This window comes from Olsenella sp. An290 (genome assembly GCF_002159535.1).
GTDB lineage: Bacteria > Actinomycetota > Coriobacteriia > Coriobacteriales > Atopobiaceae > Thermophilibacter.
Map to the genome: position 1 here is coordinate 277,324 of NZ_NFIU01000002.1, position 17,897 is coordinate 295,220.

General features: G+C 60.9%; 10 protein-coding genes. 5 read left to right on the top strand and 5 right to left on the bottom strand.

The window, feature by feature from the left end:
* Window positions 1-15: 15 nt before the first annotated feature.
* Together B5F84_RS02735 and B5F84_RS02740 are read right to left on the bottom strand one after the other, a co-directional pair.
* Window positions 16-225, bottom strand: coding sequence for a hypothetical protein (locus tag B5F84_RS02735; RefSeq protein WP_087320413.1), 210 nt, complete (start codon window positions 223-225; stop codon window positions 16-18).
* Window positions 225-575 carry a hypothetical protein gene (locus tag B5F84_RS02740; protein ID WP_087320416.1) on the bottom strand — a complete coding sequence of 117 codons (351 nt, stop codon included), beginning with the start codon at window positions 573-575 and terminating at the stop codon, window positions 225-227. Before B5F84_RS02740 ends, B5F84_RS02735 begins: the two co-directional genes overlap by 1 nt.
* A 409-nt stretch (window positions 576-984) precedes the next feature.
* On the opposite strand from B5F84_RS02740, the gene B5F84_RS02745 reads away from it, so the two are divergent.
* The 4 genes from B5F84_RS02745 (at window position 985) to B5F84_RS02760 (ending at window position 8,623) form a co-directional block, all read left to right on the top strand.
* Window positions 985-4,188, top strand: coding sequence for a DEAD/DEAH box helicase (locus B5F84_RS02745; RefSeq protein WP_158094464.1), 3,204 nt, complete (start codon window positions 985-987; stop codon window positions 4,186-4,188).
* A gap of 105 nt (window positions 4,189-4,293) precedes the next feature.
* On the top strand, window positions 4,294-6,096 hold the full coding sequence (locus tag B5F84_RS02750; protein ID WP_087320425.1) for a hypothetical protein: 1,803 nt from the start codon (window positions 4,294-4,296) through the stop codon (window positions 6,094-6,096).
* 54 nt (window positions 6,097-6,150) lie between these two features.
* A complete protein-coding gene (locus B5F84_RS02755; protein WP_087320429.1) occupies window positions 6,151-7,329 on the top strand; it encodes a nucleotide sugar dehydrogenase in 1,179 nt (392 codons plus the stop codon).
* 148 nt (window positions 7,330-7,477) lie between these two features.
* Window positions 7,478-8,623: an acyltransferase gene (locus B5F84_RS02760; protein WP_087320432.1), complete on the top strand. Its 1,146-nt coding sequence runs from the start codon at window positions 7,478-7,480 to the stop codon at window positions 8,621-8,623.
* 190 nt (window positions 8,624-8,813) lie between these two features.
* Here B5F84_RS02760 and B5F84_RS02765 read toward each other — a convergent pair whose 3' ends face one another.
* The gene (locus B5F84_RS02765) at window positions 8,814-10,685 is read right to left on the bottom strand and encodes a DUF4422 domain-containing protein (RefSeq protein ID WP_087320437.1); all 1,872 of its coding nucleotides are present in this window, start codon (window positions 10,683-10,685) and stop codon (window positions 8,814-8,816) included.
* 118 nt (window positions 10,686-10,803) lie between these two features.
* Complete coding sequence (locus B5F84_RS02770; RefSeq protein ID WP_087320441.1) at window positions 10,804-13,812, bottom strand: DUF4422 domain-containing protein; 3,009 nt, start codon at window positions 13,810-13,812, stop codon at window positions 10,804-10,806.
* A gap of 333 nt (window positions 13,813-14,145) precedes the next feature.
* Between B5F84_RS02770 and B5F84_RS02775 the strand changes: the two genes are divergently transcribed.
* Window positions 14,146-16,920, top strand: coding sequence for a YfhO family protein (locus B5F84_RS02775; protein ID WP_158094465.1), 2,775 nt, complete (start codon window positions 14,146-14,148; stop codon window positions 16,918-16,920).
* A gap of 85 nt (window positions 16,921-17,005) precedes the next feature.
* Here the strand turns inward: B5F84_RS02775 and B5F84_RS02780 are convergent.
* Window positions 17,006-17,897: L,D-transpeptidase family protein (locus B5F84_RS02780; protein ID WP_158094466.1), on the bottom strand; the 892-nt coding region annotated here is incomplete at its 5' end.

Genomic DNA, 17,897 nt, shown 5'->3' on the forward strand with positions numbered 1-17,897 from the left:
GCCGGGGCCGCAGGCCTAGAGACCCCGCACGGCGAGGCGGGCGTCGATCTCCCTGAGCGTGACGCGCGCCGCAAAAAGCTGCCGGTAAGTCGCCGTCTTCACCCTGCCCTGGGCGGCGAGCTCGTCCATGCGCGCCCGCGTGGCGTCGAGCTCGGCGCGCACGTCGGCCGCAAACGCATCGAAGGCGGCAAGGCGCTCCGCATCCGGAAGGGGCACCCCCGCCATCAGAAGTTCGCCCCGTTCCAGCCAAAGTTGGCGGTCGCCCCGTAGCTTAGGTAGAGTCGCGCAGGGCCCACGCCGAGCTCGCGGGCGATCACCGGCGTGACCTCCTCGGTGAAGCGCTCCCACGCGGACGAGGGAACCTCGCCGCGGGAGAAGACGCCCACCTCGACGTAGGCCGAGGGGGCCGAGTCATCCCCCGCAAAGTAGATGGGGGTCGACTCGTCGAAGAGGCACATGAGCCAAGCCTCGGACTTCCCGGGAATAGCCTCGATGGCGCGGCCGTAGGCCTCCTTCAGGGCAAGGCGGGCGGCGGGCGGGATGGCCTCCGAGCAGTAGGTGTGGACGACGGGCATGGGGTCTCCTCTCTCTTGACCTGCTGACAGGATAGCCCACGGAGGCGCCTGCGCCGCGCGGCGGGGATGCGGGCGGGCTCGCGGCTCGCCTGGGCGGGCCCGTGCGGGCGCGAAGGGCGGGGCCGATGCCTTCTCGGAGGGCGGGACGGCGGGACGCCCACGCGACAGCGCGCAGAACGGGCCTTCTGGTAGTGAAGCGGCCTCGTCGATGTGCAGAAACCCTCTTCTGGCAGTGGCATTCCGAGACCTGAGCCGGCACGAGTTGCGCAAACGCCCTGGATTGGCAACAAAATTAAAACCATCTGCGCCTGAACGGCGGGTTTTCCCACTACCAGAACGCGGTTATTGCACATCTCCGGCGGCAGTTCACTACCAAAAGGGGCAAACTGCGCACATTCGCGGCACTGCGATGGTATATCGTCAGAAAAACACGGGCAAGAGGCGGGAGGCCACCATGGGGGAGCCGGAACGATCCATCACGGAGTACCTGAGGGCCGCACTCGTGCTGGACCAGCTGACGCCCGTCGACTTCTCCGAGGACACGGGCGCCTTCCTTGCGCTCGATGGCGAGGAACTGGAGTCCGGATGCCTTGCGGACGAGAAGACGGCCCGGCTCTTTGAGGTCGCCCGGCGCTCGGGGGCGCACGGTTCCAAGGCCCCCATCCCCATCGTCATCTCGCTGCTCTCCCTCCGGGAGACCGACCAGCGGAGCCGCAAGCCCGTCTGGCGCGGCCTGATCATGCTTCCCGCCCAGCTGAGAAGCGACGGCACCCTCGCCTTCGACCTCTCCCAGGACGAAGCCTGGGCACCGCGCGAGCGACTGTCCTCGGCCGGAACGGAAGAGCGCGAGGTCATGATTGCACCGCTCGAGCGCTTCTGGTCTGTCCGGCGCTCGCTCGCGCCGGAGCGAAGCCTTGCCAACGACTCCCAGGAGTGGGGAGACTATCTTGCCTACGGCCGGAAGTTCCTCCACCTCCTCACGGCGCCCTCTCCCGGGGAGGAGCCCCTTGACCGTCAGGCGGAGGAGGCCCAGGCCACGCTCGAGGAGCAGGCCTTCTTCGTCCGCCCCCTCGAGCGCATCAACGCGAACGCCCCCATCATCGCCGCCTACGACCGCATCCTCTCCGGCAAACGGGACGCGGCCCACCCGCTCTTTGACCGCATGGTCTCCCCCGCCTCGCCGACGTCCCAGGGCACCGTCAACGCCGGCCAGGTGGATGCCGGTGCGCGCCAGCTCGAGAACGCGCTCGCCTCGCTGGGCACCATGAGCGCGCGCTTTCCGCTCGCCCGGTCGCAGCGGGTGGCGGCCCATGCGGGGGCCACCCTCGCCGAGGGCGAGGTGCTCGCGGTGAGCGGACCCCCGGGCACGGGAAAGACCACGCTCCTCCAGTCGATCGTCGCCACGGCCCTTGTGGGGCGCGCGCTCGAGGGAGGGCCGTCGCCCGTCGTCGTGTGCACCTCGACCAACAACCAGGCGGTCACAAACGTCATCGACTCCTTTGGCAGCGTCGCGCCAAAGGACCATGGCCTGCTCGACGCCCGCTGGCTTCCTCAGGCGGGCAACGGTCACGAGGAGCCGCTCGCGGGCATCGCCGCCTACTGCCCCTCGAGGGCAAAGGCCCAGGAGGCGCGCGAGCGCGGCTACCTCGTCGAGCAGACCAACCGCAGCGGCGTCTATGCGGAGTACTCCGAGGCGGGCTACGTCGAGGCGGCACGCGCCTTCGCCCTCTCCCGCGCCTCGGAGTACCTTGGGATCGGCGTCTCCTCGCCCAGGCAGGCCGCGCGCCTTCTCAGGGAGCGCCTCGAGCGGGTTGACCGCGCGCGCCGCTCGGTTCTTGCCACGGGGTGGGACTGCGCCGGCCGGGGCGGTCGGGACCCGGAGGCCCTGAGGGGCCTCGGTGACGCCTTGAGCCAAGCCGAAGGCCTGCTCTCCCACGAGCCCTACGCGGGAAGCCAACGGGTGGAGGGGGCCTTCAGGGACACCCTGCCCGGGCAGAGCCCCGACTGGTTTCGCTCCCTTGACGAGGCGCTCGACACCACCCTGCGCTATGTGGCCTTCTGGCTCGCCGTCCACTACTACGAGTTCCGCTGGCTCATGGCCTGCGCCGCGCCGGGCGACGAGGGCATCATCCCCGAGGAGGACCGCTTCAAGAACACGCCCGCCGTCCGAGACCGCTACTGGTCCCAGGCGGCCAGCCTCACCCCCTGCTTCGTGATGACGCTCTACCAGGCGCCCCGCTACTTCACGCTTCGTGAGGGAGGGACGGACCGCAACGACTATGGGCGCATCGACCTGCTCATCGTCGACGAGGCGGGGCAGGTGAACACGCCCGTGGCGCTGCCCGCCTTCGCGTTTGCCCGGCGCGCCGTCGTGGTGGGCGACGTCCACCAGCTGGCACCGATCTGGTCCTTCGACCCCTGTGAGGACCAGGGCGTGGCACAGGACCATGGCATCGCCCCGACCGAATGGGACGCGCTCGCCGAGGCCGGGCTCACCTGCTCGCAGCCGTCGAGCCTCATGCGCGCCGCCGCGCACGCCTGCGCCTGGCGGCACTCCCCGCGCGAGGCGGGGCTCTTCCTCGAGGAGCACTATCGCTGCGTCCGCGGCATCATCGAGTTCTGCAGCGAGCTCGTCTATGACGGGAAGCTCGTGCCCTCGCGGACCGAGGGCCCGGACGACCCGGGGCGACGCCTGTCCGAGCGCCCGTTCCTCTTCAGGCTCGTCCCCGGGAGCGAGGACCGTCGGGCGGGCTCGAGCCGGAGCAACTCTGCCGAGGCCTCGTCCATCGCGGAGTGGGTTGCGCGCCAGCGAGCCACGCTGGAGGAGGTCTACAAGAAGCCCGTCGAGAAGGTCGTGGGCGTGGTGACGCCCTTCAGCGCACAGGCACGGCTCATACGACGGAGGCTGCGCGAGCTCGACAAGGGGCTCGCCGGCATCACCGTGGGCACCGCCCACAGCCTGCAGGGAGCCGAGCTGCCCGTGGTCCTCTTCTCCGCAACCTACGGGGAGGGGGCGGCGGACGCGAGCTTCATCAACGCGAACCCCGAGCTCATGAACGTGGCCGTCTCGCGCGCAAAGGACCTCTTCATCGTCTTTGGCGCGCAGGCCCGCCGCTCCGACACCGGGGCGGTCATGAGCGTCGTGAACCGGTTTGCCCTTGAGGGCCCCTGCGACTTTGCGGGGGCAAGTCAGACCGAGGCGGCACCCCAGGCGGAGGCACCGGCCGTCACGGGCCAAGGCCCCGCACCAACCGCCGAGCCGGACGCGAGGCCTCCCGTCGCCGAACAGCAAGACCCCGCGCCCAGCACCCAGGAGGCCAGCCCCGTCGCCCTCAGCAAGGTCCTCGCCGCCCTCTCCGAGCAGGGGCTCGTTCGCGGTCGCATCTCCACCGCACAGGCCAACGCCCTCCTCGGCGAGGCCGGCCTCATCGAGCGACGGACCTGGGAGGAGACCGGCAAGGAGAACTGGTTCGTCACCGAGCTCGGCGCCCGCCTGGGCATCACGCAGCGGGAGGTCCACGGCGAAAGCCCCTACACCTATCCCGTCTACGACGAGCGCTCCGCCCTCGTGGTGCTGGGGGTGCTGCTGGGAAGGTCGGACGCGCGCAGGTGAGGACGGTCGGCCCCATGGGGCCCGCGCCGAGCCAGCGACACCACAGCCAGACTCCTCCGATTGAGCGTAAACTGAAGAGCGGACAAACCATCCGAGGAGGCCCGCATGCCCGATGGAAAGAGCGTCTCACCCAAGAAGTACCGCTGCAGCGAACCGAAGACGCAGGAGCTGCTCGAACGTGTCTTTACCGTTCCTGCAGACGACCACGAGTCGCGACGCTATGACGAGAAGCTCTCACTTCCCCATCGGAGCACGCAGGCCGAGGAGTACACGGGCTCGCTCAAAGCGCTCTTGGATCATTACCTGAAAAAGCTGCGCGAGGCCAACGACGCCATGCGGCACGGGGCAGATGCCGGCACCCCAGCATCGGAGTCCGATGGCGCCGACGCCAAACCGGAGCCAGCCAATACTGCCGACAAGAAAAAGCCTGCCAACACAAACCTTGTCCCGGAAAGTCCTGTCGAGACGCTCTGCACAGGGCTTCTCAACGTGCTCGCAGAGTATCACCGAGGTCTCCCCGCCAGTGCCTTTAACAAGTTCGACCGTCTTATGACGGAAATAAGCAGAACGCATGAGATGCCGAGGGCTTCGCTCAAAGACTCAACTCAAGCCAACTGCCTCTTCCGGATGAGGCTCATAGACGAGGGGCTCGTCTACCCCCGAAAGGAGATCTTCCACCCCTCGACGAGCTGTCGTCACCTTATCGGCACCAACCGATACAGCATCCCCGGGTATCCGACCCTCTACCTCACCGACAGCCTCACGCTCGCGCAAAGGGAGTCAGGAGGCGCCTCTTCCGCCATTGTCGCCCTCTTTCAGCTAAACAGGGGCTTCCAGCTTGGGATTATCGAGCTTGGCATACGCCCACGAGACTTCGACCTAAACGTGGAGAGCCCTCGCTCGAAAACAAGCACTTCCGTTGAACGGCTCAGCGGACGCGCCGTGCAGAACTATCTCATCTGGTTCCCCCTGCTTGCCGGCTGCTCGTTCGTACGAGCGCACCCCGGTAGCCCATACGCGGACGAATACGTCCTTCCCCAGCTCCTCATGCAGTGGATCAGGATGCAGTCCTCCGGGCCCGGTGGCGCCACCCTACCCCCTAACGGAGGCGGCGGGCCACGTGGGAACGGCCCCGGGCCAACCGGACCCACAACGGAGAGAGAACGTGCCGAGATCCCCCTCCACCAGGAGGAGGGCATCACGGAGCTCATGATGGCCTTCACGCCAACCATGGACAAGCTGTCGGGCCTCTATGATCAACTGGACCCTGAGCTCACCGAAGTGCTCCGCAACGTGCCCGAATCACTTCATACCTTTACGCGCGCGTCACAGCAGCTTGCCGCCATGGTCATGGATGCGGTTCGTTTTGTCCAAACAACGCATCCTGACCCCGAACAGACCAAACAAGAGCTCGATGAGTCCGGCGCATCGGAGCGAAGGGTTCTGCTAGAGACGCTCAGAGAGCGGGTCAACGAGCAGTTCAAGAGGTACACGAGCCTTCGCAACGCCATGGCGCGCGGCGGCATGGGCCCCAACGACCCCTCTCTTTCAAGGGAGCGCCGCATCTCCGTCCAAGCGACGCAGAAGCTCCTCAGGGACTCGAGCGCCGCGCTCTACCACGCAAGACGCAGCCTCAACTGGCTTCTCAACCTGCCCACCCGAATCATCGGCATCCGGTACTTCTCCTGTAAAAACGACGTGGCGCCCACACTGGGAACGAACTTCGCCTTCCCCATGGAGCCCGTTCCCGGAAAGGGCGGCAAGGAGTCCTCCTCGCTCAACGAGTACTTCTCCTGGACCAATCCCGTGAACACGGCCGACTTCCCCACGCTCGAAGAGTGCGAGAAGTACCTCACGAATCTCGCGCGAGACAGGCTTAATCTCGGCAACTGCGATGACGGAAGCTGACGCCCTGGCACCGCGTATACTTGACCATACGCTTATCCACCCGAGAGGAGCACCATGCGCATCGCCGTCGCCGGACTCGGATATGTTGGCCTTTCCCTGGCCTGCCTGCTCGCACGTCACAACGAGGTACGTGCGGTAGACATCTCAGAGGAGCGTGTGAACGACGTCAACGCAGGCACCTCTCCCATCGCGGACCCCCTTATCGAGGCGTACCTAGCCACCCATCCCACCTCACTGTCCGCAACGAGAGATGCCCGCCTCGCCTACTCCTGGGCGGAGATCGTCATTGTGGCAACGCCCACCAACTACGATGACGAGACCCATTCCTTTGACACCTCGAGCATCGAAAGCGTCCTGTCGCTTGTCGCGGAGGTCAGCCCAAGGGGCTGCGTCGTTATCAAGTCGACCATCCCCGTTGGATATACGCGGCGCATTACGGAGCTCCACCCAGGGCTGACCATTCTCTTCTCACCAGAGTTCCTTCGCGAAGGACATGCTCTCGACGACAATCTTCACCCCAGCCGCATCGTCGTAGGAATGACCAAGCCGGAAGACCGTCCCCTCGCCGAGCAGTTCGCCGCGCTCCTTGCCCAGGGCGCCGAGGACACAGACGTCCCCACGCGCGTCATCGGCTCAACGGAGGCCGAGGCCATCAAGCTCTTTGCCAACACCTACCTGGCCCTGCGCGTCTCGTTCTTCAACGAGCTCGACACCTATGCGGAGGCTAAGGGACTCAGCTCGGAGGAGATCATCGACGGCGTCTGCCTGGACCCTCGAATCGGAGGCCACTACAACAATCCGTCCTTCGGATACGGAGGATACTGCCTTCCCAAGGACACCAAGCAGCTCCTCGCCAACTACGAGGATGTCCCACAGAACCTCATGCGCGCAATCGTTGACTCTAATGCCACGCGCAAAGACTTCATCGCTGACTCCGTGCTCGAACGCAACCCCCGGCGCGTCGGAATCTATCGCCTCGTCATGAAGTCGGGTTCTGACAACTTCCGCCAGAGCTCCACCCTTGATATCATCAGCAGGCTTCGCGAGAAGAACGTTGACGTGCTCATCTACGAGCCAACGCTATCGGGCGACGAAGCATTCGGATGCCCGCTCTGCACCGACCTCGACAGTCTCAAGTCCTCCTGCGACCTCATCCTTGCCAACCGATGGAGCGATGAGCTCCTGGACGTGAGCCGAAAGGTATACACGCGCGATCTTTGGAAGAGAGACTGAGGACACAGCCGAGAACCCCTCGGGCCCGGCGGGCACCCACGTTGACGTCGCGTAGCATCCAAATAGAATAAACAGGCTACCCACCTGAGCGCCTCCGTGGGAAAGCCTCACGGCGAACGCTCCCTCTACACGAGATGCGGAGTTTGGTTTGAGAGAGACCTTGGATACGATTGCGGGCGCATCTGATCAAAGCCCTGCCCCGGCAACACAAAAGCGTCGCAACAGGCTCATTTTTGTTGACGTACTCAATATCATTTCCAGTTTTGCCGTGGTACTGCTGCACACCTCCATCGGCGCCTTCTCTCCCGAGCGCTCCTCTCAGTGGCTGTCCTCATTGCTCAGCCAATCGCTCGCAATCTTCGCCGTTCCGATCTTCTTCATGGTGAGCGGCATGAACCTGATCGGCTACCGGAGCAGATACTCAACGCGGACCTTCCTAAAAAGGAGGCTCCTCAGGGTAGGCGTCTCGCTCTTTCTTGCGTCTCTTTTCGCATACCTGCTGCTCTGCACCTTCCCGCATTCGTTTTTTGACGCCGAGAGCTTTGAAGGGGTGGCGAGCGCAGGCGACTTCCTCACCAGGTTTCTGACTAACGGAATCCTGGACATATACTGGTTTCTTTACGCAATAATCTATCTTTACCTTCTCACCCCCCTTCTCTCGCTCATGACGAGAAGGAAGAGGGTGCAGGAGTACATACTCGCGCTCTGCCTAATCGTCAGCATCGTCATCCCGTTCATGACCCACCTGGGCGTCGATTCCGCCTATTTCCAGACGTTGTTTGGATGGCCGCTGTTTTCCAATGTGAACCTCTTTTATTTTCTTCTTGGCTATTACATCAGCACGCATGTTCGTCCCTCAAAACGAATCTGGCCCTTCGTCGGTGCATACCTCCTCTCCGCCGTGCTCATGTTTGCGGGCGGATTGCTGGAGTGCGGTTATTTCGGCAGCTCGGAGATGAATCCCTATAACAACTATCTCATAGGGATAACCTCCCCGTTTTGCGTCCTGATGTCCATCTCCCTTTTCCAGCTCGCCAGGTCACTCGAAGGGCGCCTTCAGAGGCTTTCCGGCCGTGTCAGGCAAGCCATCTCACGCATATCCGGATGCGCGTTCGGGATCTACCTCTTCCATATCCTGTTCGTCAACCTGACCGGAGGCGGCCTGCTTGGAAAGCTCCTCAACCACTCCGCCAATCCCTTTGTGAGGGCGGTCCTGATTTACGGCGTCACGCTTTGCCTCGTTGCGCTCACAAAATATTTATTAAATATTTTGAAAAGGATTCTACTAAAGTAGCCCCACAAGGCGCAGGGCCCATCTGTCGCAAACAGGTGGGCCCTGCGCCTTGTGGGGACTTTCGTCCGGAATTACCGCACGTTTTGATGCCAGGCATATTGCCAAGCGTAGCCCCCATCGCCCTCGCGCCTCTCGCCACCCGGCCACCGCCACAAGAAGACGATCCGGAGGGCGTGGAGCGCAAGGGGGCCTATTTCCTGCTCAATGCAATGCCAATCGCACGGGCAACCTCACGTCTGCGCGATCCATAGGGCAGAAATGGATCAACGATGCGCCGGAGGGGGTTATCCTCCCCAATCGCTCGAGGCGAGGACGGGCGCGCCCGCCGTGTCTCACCACCAGAAAACCGGGCCAGCAGCTCCTCATAAAAGGGAGTGTCACGCGCATACTCCCAGTAATCCTCCGCGCGATCGCACCCGACGGTGCTCCAGGGCTTCTCAACCCCCGCATAATGAATGATGCGCTCGCTACTTCTCGCGGACTGGAATTCCGTAAAGTACCGGGCCGGAGCGTACGAGAAGACCCGCTCGATTCTTCCCGCGCAGTCAATCATCACGTTCCACGAGGCGTCAAGATAGGTGACCCGCCCCTCGCACTTCGCGTTAAGAACATCCTGGTCGTTATAGATAAGGCGCGTGTCCGTCGCAAAAGAGAGCCATTCCTCGATGGTGTGAAGCCTCCTCATCGCCTCCGTGTTAAGGAGGAGCACCCCCGCTTGGAAGTACGAGTACGGGTCACTCATGCCAAGCACCTCGCGAGCATAGCGAAGGCGCTTGCCATCACGATATCCAAGGTTACCCAGGAAGTCGATGTCGCGGACCGCGCCAAGAAGCGTGTCTCCCAGCTCCACGTCAAAGAGCTGGGCAACGTCGCCCCGTATCACCAGGTCCGAATCAAGGTAAAGCACCTTTTCATAGAACGGGAGAATCTGCTGGATGAGGAAGCGATAGTACGTCTCGATGCTGATGTGCGGGTTGTTGGTCGTGAGCCCGTACCCCTCGACAAGATTGCCAACGTTCACAAACCTCAGGGTCGCGTTCTCAAACCGCAAGAAGAACCTCGTCATGCGAAGCTGATGCTCTCGCGTGATATCGCGTTCGAGGACGACGATGTCATAGTGGCGCTGAGAAGAGGCGTTTGAGAGCATCGAGTAGATGGTCGTCGTCAGCATGGGAACGTATGCGTCATCTGCCGCAAGGACAACGGGAACGATCGGCCGACCATCCTCTCGGGGCAGCGGGGACAGCTCGTCGTGATGTTCGGGGTAGTTGAAGTGGACGCACTGCAGCTGCCTGGTCTTCCAGCCAGCGTCGCAGCGCATGTTGTGCCGATAGTAGATATTGAAGAGACGCTCTGCCAGATGGCCGGGCGTGCGAAGCGCCTCGACGCTGTACAAATCAAAGTCCGTCTCGTCAACAAAGCGAAAGAGAATGGGGAACAGCCATGAGCAGTACTTCCTGAAGACGTCACGCCTCATGATGAACATGTTGCAGAAACAGCTCTCGTGACCATTCAGGAACTCGTCGGCATCCTCCGCGTAGTCGGGATGCATATCCTTAAGAATCTCGACGACATGCTTAAGGTCGGCCGGGTTAAGGCGATCTGCCATCTCGTAATGGCGAATCGGCGTCTTAACGGATCCCGGAAACCGCCTCAGGTCCTTGATTTCCGTCGTAATGACATCGTATCCGCTAACCACCGAACGGATCGTCTCGTCATCGAGCCCGTACTTTCGCTGCGACTCCTTGTTGATGTAGCCCTCCATGACTTCGCCCCAGGGGTTCTCATGATGGCGCTCGGAGCAGAAATCAAAGTAGCGCCGATAGTGGCAGAAGCCGTAGTAGTCCGCCTCGACGTTTTTCCAAGCCCAATACTGGGTGGTTAGCTCGCAGTACATGGGATTCTGGAGAGAGATGTTATCTCCCTCGTCATCGTGAAGCGACCAGTCATACCGTTCACGGGCACCCGCGCTGCCCACTTGAACGGGCTGAAGAATCTCGCTTTCAAAGAGGTCGACCGGCTTATGGGTGGAGACGAAGATGCGAATGCTCGGCTCGCTCATGTAACTACCTTTCCAGACCACCTAGTGCCCTGTGCCCCGAAAAATGGAGGCGCCCGTGTCTCATCTTACGGGACACGGGCGCACCAAAAAAGTGAGGAGCACCGAACGCACGAACTCGCTACCTACCGCGCAGGGCGCGACCAACGGACTTGGCAAGCTCCCTTCTGCGTGAGCCAGGCGGCATGAAGGGGTCCACAACTCGTCTGAGCGGATTGTTCTCCCCCATTGCGCGAGGCGGCAGGACGGGGCCGGGAGGAGGAACGACGGGCCCCGAGAGGAGACTCAGCAGCTCCTCGTAGAAAGGTGTCTCGCGGGCGTACTTCCAATACCTTTCGGACTCATCGCAGCGATAGGTCTTCCACGGCTTCTCAAACCCGGCATAATGCACGACCTTCGGCTGCTTTCGCGCGGCAAGGTAGGCGTCATAGACTTCCGCCGGAGCGAAGGAGAACACATTGGCTATGCGGCCTCCACAGTCGTTCATTACATTCCATGCATTATCAAGATAGGTCACACGGTCTTGGCAGAACGCGTTGAGGATATCCTGGTCGTCGTAGATGAAGGTGGAGTCCGACGCAATGCGCAGCCACTCATCAACATCCTTGAACGCGCGCAGCTTCTTGGTGTTGAGCACGAGCACGCCAGCCTGGAAGTATCCGTACGGATTGGAGAGCTTGAGCACCTCACGGGCATAATCCATGCGGTCACCATGCTTCATGTTGAGATTGCCGAGGAAGTCAACGTCGACAACACCCGCGATGAGGCTGTCCCCCATCTTCGTTCGATAGAGCTCAGCGATATCGCCCTCAACGACCAAATCCGAATCGAGATACACCACCTTGTCGTAGAACGGAAGCAGGCCCTGGATCAGGAAGCGATAGTACGTCTCTAGGGAGATGTGCTCGTTGTTGGTGACAAGGTTGTACTTCTCAATGGAGGCCCCCACGTCAACAAAGCGGACCCTCGCAAAATCAAAGACCGAGAAGAACTCCTGCATCATTGCCTTTCGAGAAGGCATGATGTTTCGCTCGAAGACGATTACGTCGTAGAAGTAGGACATCGAAGCGTTCTTAAGGAAGGAGTAGATTGTCGTCGTGAGCATGGGAACGTAGTTGTCATCCGCCGCGAGAACCACGGGGATGACGTGCCTACCGTCTTCGGGAGACGCCGGGGCAAGCTCCTTCTTGGGCTCAGGATGTACAAAATGAACGCACTGGACCTGCTTGGTCTTCCACCCGGCCCCAATGCGCATATGGTGCCTATAGAAGATGTTGAGGAGACGCTCGGAGAGATGTCCCGGCGTTCTCAGCATCTCCTTGTCATAGTGGGACATATCCGTCTCGTCCATGAAACGCTGGAGAATGGGGAACAGCCAGGCGCAGTAGTCCTGGAAAATCTTCTTGCGCATGATGAACATGTTGCAGAAGCAGCTCGTGTTTCCGTTGAGGAACTCGTCGACGTCCTCCGCATAGTCCGGATGCATCTCTTTGAGAATGTCCATCGTACGCTCAAGATCTTCAATGCGGAGATGAGGGGCGGCGTCGTAGTGCTCGAGCGGAGTCTCGTAGTCAGCCGGGAAATCTCTCAGGTCCTTGAACTCCGTCGTGATGACATCGTATCCCTCTATCGCACGGGCAATGTTCTCGTCATCGAGACCAAATTCCCGCTGCGACTTCTCGTCGATATACGGCCACATGATCTCGCCCCAAGCGTTCTCCTCATGACGCTCGGAACCAAAGTCGAAGTACCGGCGATAGTGGCAGAAGCCATAGTATTCTGCGTCGCAGTTCTTCCACGCCCAGTACTGCGTGGTGAGCTCGCAGTACATGGGGTTGAGGTGAGAGATGTTATCCCCGGTCGAGTCCATGAAAGCGCATCCGATTGGCGTGTTACCGGAACGCACGGCACCCACCTGAACGGGCTGGAGTATGTCGCTCTCAAAGAACTGTGCCGGCTTGTGGGTGGAAACGAAAATCCGCACGGGCTGCTTCGCATATCCCTCCCACGCCTTAAAACGAGTGTAGTTGTCCTGAAGGTGGCGCTCCGCGCCCGCCTCCATGGCATCATACTCCCCGCTCTGGGGCAGTCCTTCGCGAAGCTCCCTTGCAACCTCAAACCACTCCCACAGCGGCGAGGAGCCATCGAGCGTCCCTCCCCCGCACCAGAGCGCGTAGGCGTCGTCGCGCACGAATCGCATGAGCTCAATCGAGAGGTAGTCTCTTCCGATAATATCCGCCAGGTCCGGAATGACCGCGATTTTGTCCTCGTCAGAGAGGCGGGCGTGCCAGTCGTTCATAAGGAGCTGGACGAGCTTATCGGCTGCACCGCGTGCCTCAGTAGCAAAAGCGTTTCCCGGGAGCGAGGATTGATAGCTCATGATCGCGTCAATGGCAGCCTGGAAGTCTTGGGCGCTCTTGATGAACTTCTCTACCCCAAGGGCCGCGGCGCCATTGACCCCACGGCCGTAGTAGTAGGAGAGCGCTACAAGATCGGCAATGGTGACTTGCTTTTGCGCGAGGGTTGAGATGACAAAGTACTCGTAACCATCCTGTGCCCTACCCAGACGCTCCTTAACCATGACACCATAGGCTGACTTGAGCAGGTCTGCGGAATAGACTCGCTGGGTCACACGCCAGTCCTGAAGATATCCCATCTCGGGACTGAACGCAGCCGCACAGATGTCGGCGCCCTCGAGCGTCTCGACTTTCTTGTTGATGTACGACTCGAACGAGCGACGCTCGCCCTCATCGACATCGACACCAACTACGCTTATGCCAAAGTGGAGCATGTCGGCATCAGCGCCTTCAAGAGCGTCGTGCAGCTGCTGGAGCGCCTCGGCCGGAATCGCATCATCGGCGTCAAGGAGATAGATGAACTGCCCTGAGCTTGCCTCGACGCCACTCGTGCGCGCAAGGTGCACCCCTTCGTTTCGCTTCTTGTCAATGACCTTAACGCGGGGGTCCCGAGACGCATAGTCCTTTGCGATGGCACCACAGCAATCCGGGCTGCCGTCCACAACGACGACGGCCTCCCAGTCGGCAAAGGACTGGGCGAGCACGCTCTCAAGGCAGCCGGGAAGAAACTCGTCATTGTTATAGGCAGGAATGACTATCGAGAAAAACGGCATCGCTATCCCTTCATCGGCACGTCAGAGCCGGTCTGTGGACGAATCATACTATACGCGGCCGCTCTCCACCCGCCCCGCATCACGCGATGCGGTCGAGGCGGCCCGTCGAGTCGCATCGTGAGGAAGTGGAAGGCAAGCCGCATGCTCCCCAATTGTAGATTGCCCCATCACGGGCGGGATGGCCAACCGCAGAAGCCCCGTGCCCCCACGCACTTTTCATACGCTCGGTAAGGCGTGCGGGCAGCAAGAGAAGACGCATTAAAATTGTGACCTTGCTGAGCTTCTTTTATCATGGCATGGACTTATCCCTTGTTGTCCTCGGAAGGACCGCACGTGAAACTCGCTGCAAGCGCCGAAGCAATCCTCAACGACTTTTTAACAGAGCGGGACACGCCCCGCGACAAAAGGCAGCGCAGAAGACAGTTTCTCGCCTTTCTCGCGCTCCTTTCTGTTTTTACGCTGCTCATCTATTCATCGTTTCTGACCACCGCGCGCTATCTCATCTACTACGGCGTCGGCTCGGACAGCATTGGGCAAACCGTTCCCTTCTTCCTAAATGCAGCCGACCGATTCTCAGAGCTGACGTTCTCAACCTGGAACCCCTCGCAGTTCTTGGGGTCAACCACGATCCAGCTGTTCAATCCCGAGTACTTCGTCTCGTTCTTCGGACGCGAGGCACTCCCCGTCATGATGCTCGTCTCACAGCTCGCAAAGGTGATACTGGCGGGCGTCTTCTTCTATCTCTTCCTCGGGTATTATCGCGTCAGCTACAGGACGAGGGTCGTCGCGAGCCTAGGCATAGCGTTTTGCGGGAGAATGCTTGCGCTCGCACCCTGGACGGCGTATACGGCCGAGGTGACGCTCCTCGCCGCCCTCCTCTGGGCCATTGAGCGAGCGATTACGCACCCAAGGAAGCTCGTTGCCTTCCCCGTTACTTTCGCGCTCATCGTCATGGTCCTCAGCGTGTACGGCATGGTCCTCTATACCGCCATCACCATCATGTACGCATCCTTCAGCATGGGGTACCGCCACCCAGAGCTTGATCGCAAGGCAGTGGGCAGAACCATTCTGAGGCTCCTTATTCTTTATGCCTGCGGCGTCCTCCTCTCGTGCCCTGCGCTCCTCCCCTACCTCGACGCCTACGGAAAGAGCGCGCGCGTCTCCCAGGACATATCCCTCTCGAGCCTTCTGGGAAACCTGACGCAGCTCACGAGCCCCGAGCTGCTGAGCGAGGAGTATTTGAAGGCGCTTTCCCCAAGCGTCACCGGCTTCATGGAGAGCTATACCGGATGCGTCGGCTTTCTCGACACGCCTAACTACTACTGCGGTGTCCTTGCGCTCATGGGTCTCCCCTTCGCCTTCTGCGGCAAGACAACCCGACAGAGAGTCTGGCTCGGAGTCATTCTGCTCTTCACGGGACTGTTCTTTATCTCGGGAGGCTTCCGTTTCCTGCTTGGGGGCGCCGCGGTCGAGTCTGACAGTTTTCGCATGTCCTCCACGTGGGTAATCTTTGTCATCGCCCTCGTGGGGGCAATCGGAACCGAAGAGCTTTGGGCGCGGGCGAGGGGCAGGCTTCTGCTTTGCTATGCGGGTGTCCTTATCATCCTCGCACTCGTCTCCGCCCTTCTCCTCGCGGGACACATCAGGCCTTTCCGCCTGCTTCTCCCGCTCGTCGTTATTGCTGGCTATACCACCCTGCTCCTGCTGTATCGCTCGACAAAGCGGCCGCTCTTTGTTCTGCTCCTTGCCCTCGCCGTCCCGATCGAGCTTCTTCTGAGCGGGTATCGTCTGGTCACGGACGTCCCCGTTCTGACCAAAGAGAGCTATGATTCGAGTTTTAACGATGACTTGTCGGATCTTCTTGAGGAGCAGACCTCTGACAACCAGCCCAGCAGGGTTGACTACCAGACCGATCTCCTCACCAGCCCCATGGCAAACAGCTACTTGGGGACAGAGTCTTACATCGGAGGCATCGGCTCTTTTGACTCCGTCACCAACTTTATGAAGAGCGTCGGAAACGACTACATCGAGACCCTGGGATACTCCCGCTACACCTACGGTTTTTCTGACCCCTCCCTCAACGCCATCCTCGGCGTACGCTACACCGTCTACCCCGGCGCCGACAACTTCTTCTGCCCGCTTGGGTATCAGCGGGTCGAGACGGACGGCTACTACCAGCTCTTCGAGAACCCTAACGCCCCCGGATTCTTCTCGTTCTTCCCATCCTCGAGCGTCATAAGCAAGGAGGACTACCTCTCCGTGGAGCGAGGCCAGCGCGGGCCCCTGCTTCTCCACTCCCTCGTTGTCCAAGATTGGGACGAAAACAGTTCGCGTAACTTTGAGTCGATCTCGGGCGATCTTTCTGCTGCCCTGCGCAGCGGAAGCGTTCTTGGCGACGCGCCGAACGACGTCACGAGCTCCCAAGGCGCCGAGTTTAGCCTGGCAATGTCGGAGAGCAAGTACATCGCCCTACGCTTTGACCTATCGGCAACGTCAACCCCCAGCGGAAACATTAGAGTGCGAGCCGAGTTCTACCGTGACGAGAACGATGACAGCCCTGTGGTGGCCCCGCTCTACCTCGCCGCTGGAAACGAGCACGTCTATCTTCCCGTTCCCAACGAGGGATACCGCAAGGTCAAGGTTTGGATTGTCTCCACAAACGCGTGCGATGACGCAAGACTGAGCAACGTTGGCATCGAGGAGGTCACCGACGACTACGTTGACTACTATGAGTCGGGCTGCGCAGAGCGCGCTTCCGCCAACGCCACCGTCACCCAGTACTCAAACGATGCCATCTCCGCCGAAGTCACCGCCCCCGAGGATGGAATGATGCTCGTCCCCATTCCAAAGACTGACTCTTGGCACGTGTCGATCGACGGGAACGAAGTCGAAACCTTTGTTGCAGACCTAGCGTTCATCGGGTTCGAAGTCCCCCAGGGCAATCACGTCATCCAGCTCACGTATAAGGACGAGTCGTATGGACTTGGCGTCGGATTGTTTGCCCTTTCCTCTGGTGTCCTCGCAGGCACAAAGATTACCCTGACGCGACGCGAGCGCAAAGACACAGGCAAGCACTTCGGGACACCTCCGAGTACCACGCTGCCGTAGGAAGCCGTTCTTTGCATTAGTCAAGCAAGGGGGCGCATCGTAACGTCGATGCGCCCCCTTACGTCTTTGCTGAACCGTCGTAGAGCTAGCGATACGTTACGACCTTGGTTCCAGTTGGGATGGTGCTATAGATCCACCGTGCCTCGTCAAGGGGAAGCCTCACGCACCCGTGCGAAATGTTCATGCCCAGTCGCCCGTCGAGGACCGAGAAGGTGTTCTGGTAGTACTTAATCGAGTGAATGAGGTAGTCACCGAAGAACTGCGTGTAGTAGTAGCAGGTGTAACCCGACCCAAACGAGTACCCCTTTGCCCCGACCGTAAACTGGCCAAGAACCGTAGGGGTCGAGGAGGCTCCCGTGGAGCAGCGCCAGAACTTGAGGAGAGACCAGTTTCCATAGCTCCCCGTGAATACGCCCAGATAGTTATTGGTCGTATCCACCATGACGAGATAGCCCGTGTTGCTGCCGTAGTACTGAGCCTTTGAGGCCATCTGGGCCTGAACGGGAGTAACCGTTGTCCTGCCGTACTCATCAAAGGTGTACTGAATACCATCAATGACATGCGTACCCGTATAGATGGCGCCATCCGGCCCGCCGTAGTACCAGTATCCATCGCCGACCGAGAACCAACCGGTCCAGAGGAAACCGTTGTTGATGTCGAGGCGGTAGCGCTTGCCATCGAGGTCGAGCCAGCCGTAGACGATCGACCCGTCCTCGCGGGCGTAGTAGACGCGCCCGTCGGCGCCGTACCAGCCGGTCCAGAGGTACCCGTAGTCCTTGTCGAGGCGGTAGCGCTTGCCGCCGAGGTCGAGCCAGCCGTAGACGATCGACCCGTCGGAACGCCCGTAGTAGACGCGCCCGTCGGCCTCGTACCAGCCGGTCCAGAGGTACCCGTAGTCCTTGTCGAGGCGGTAGCGCTTGCCGCCGAGGTCGAGCCAGCCGTAGACGATCGACCCGTCCTCGCGGGCGTAGTAGACC

Bases quoted from the DNA above. Each gene is read 5' to 3' on its own strand.
- B5F84_RS02765 (WP_087320437.1), bottom strand. From the start codon at position 10,685: ATGAGCGAGCCGAGCATTCGCATCTTCGTCTCCACCCATAAGCCGGTC.
- B5F84_RS02770 (WP_087320441.1), bottom strand. From the start codon at position 13,812: ATGCCGTTTTTCTCGATAGTCATTCCTGCCTATAACAATGACGAGTTT.
- B5F84_RS02745 (WP_158094464.1), top strand. From the start codon at position 985: ATGGTATATCGTCAGAAAAACACGGGCAAGAGGCGGGAGGCCACCATG.
- B5F84_RS02735 (WP_087320413.1), bottom strand. From the start codon at position 225: ATGGCGGGGGTGCCCCTTCCGGATGCGGAGCGCCTTGCCGCCTTCGAT.
- B5F84_RS02750 (WP_087320425.1), top strand. From the start codon at position 4,294: ATGCCCGATGGAAAGAGCGTCTCACCCAAGAAGTACCGCTGCAGCGAA.
- B5F84_RS02740 (WP_087320416.1), bottom strand. From the start codon at position 575: ATGCCCGTCGTCCACACCTACTGCTCGGAGGCCATCCCGCCCGCCGCC.
- B5F84_RS02755 (WP_087320429.1), top strand. From the start codon at position 6,151: ATGCGCATCGCCGTCGCCGGACTCGGATATGTTGGCCTTTCCCTGGCC.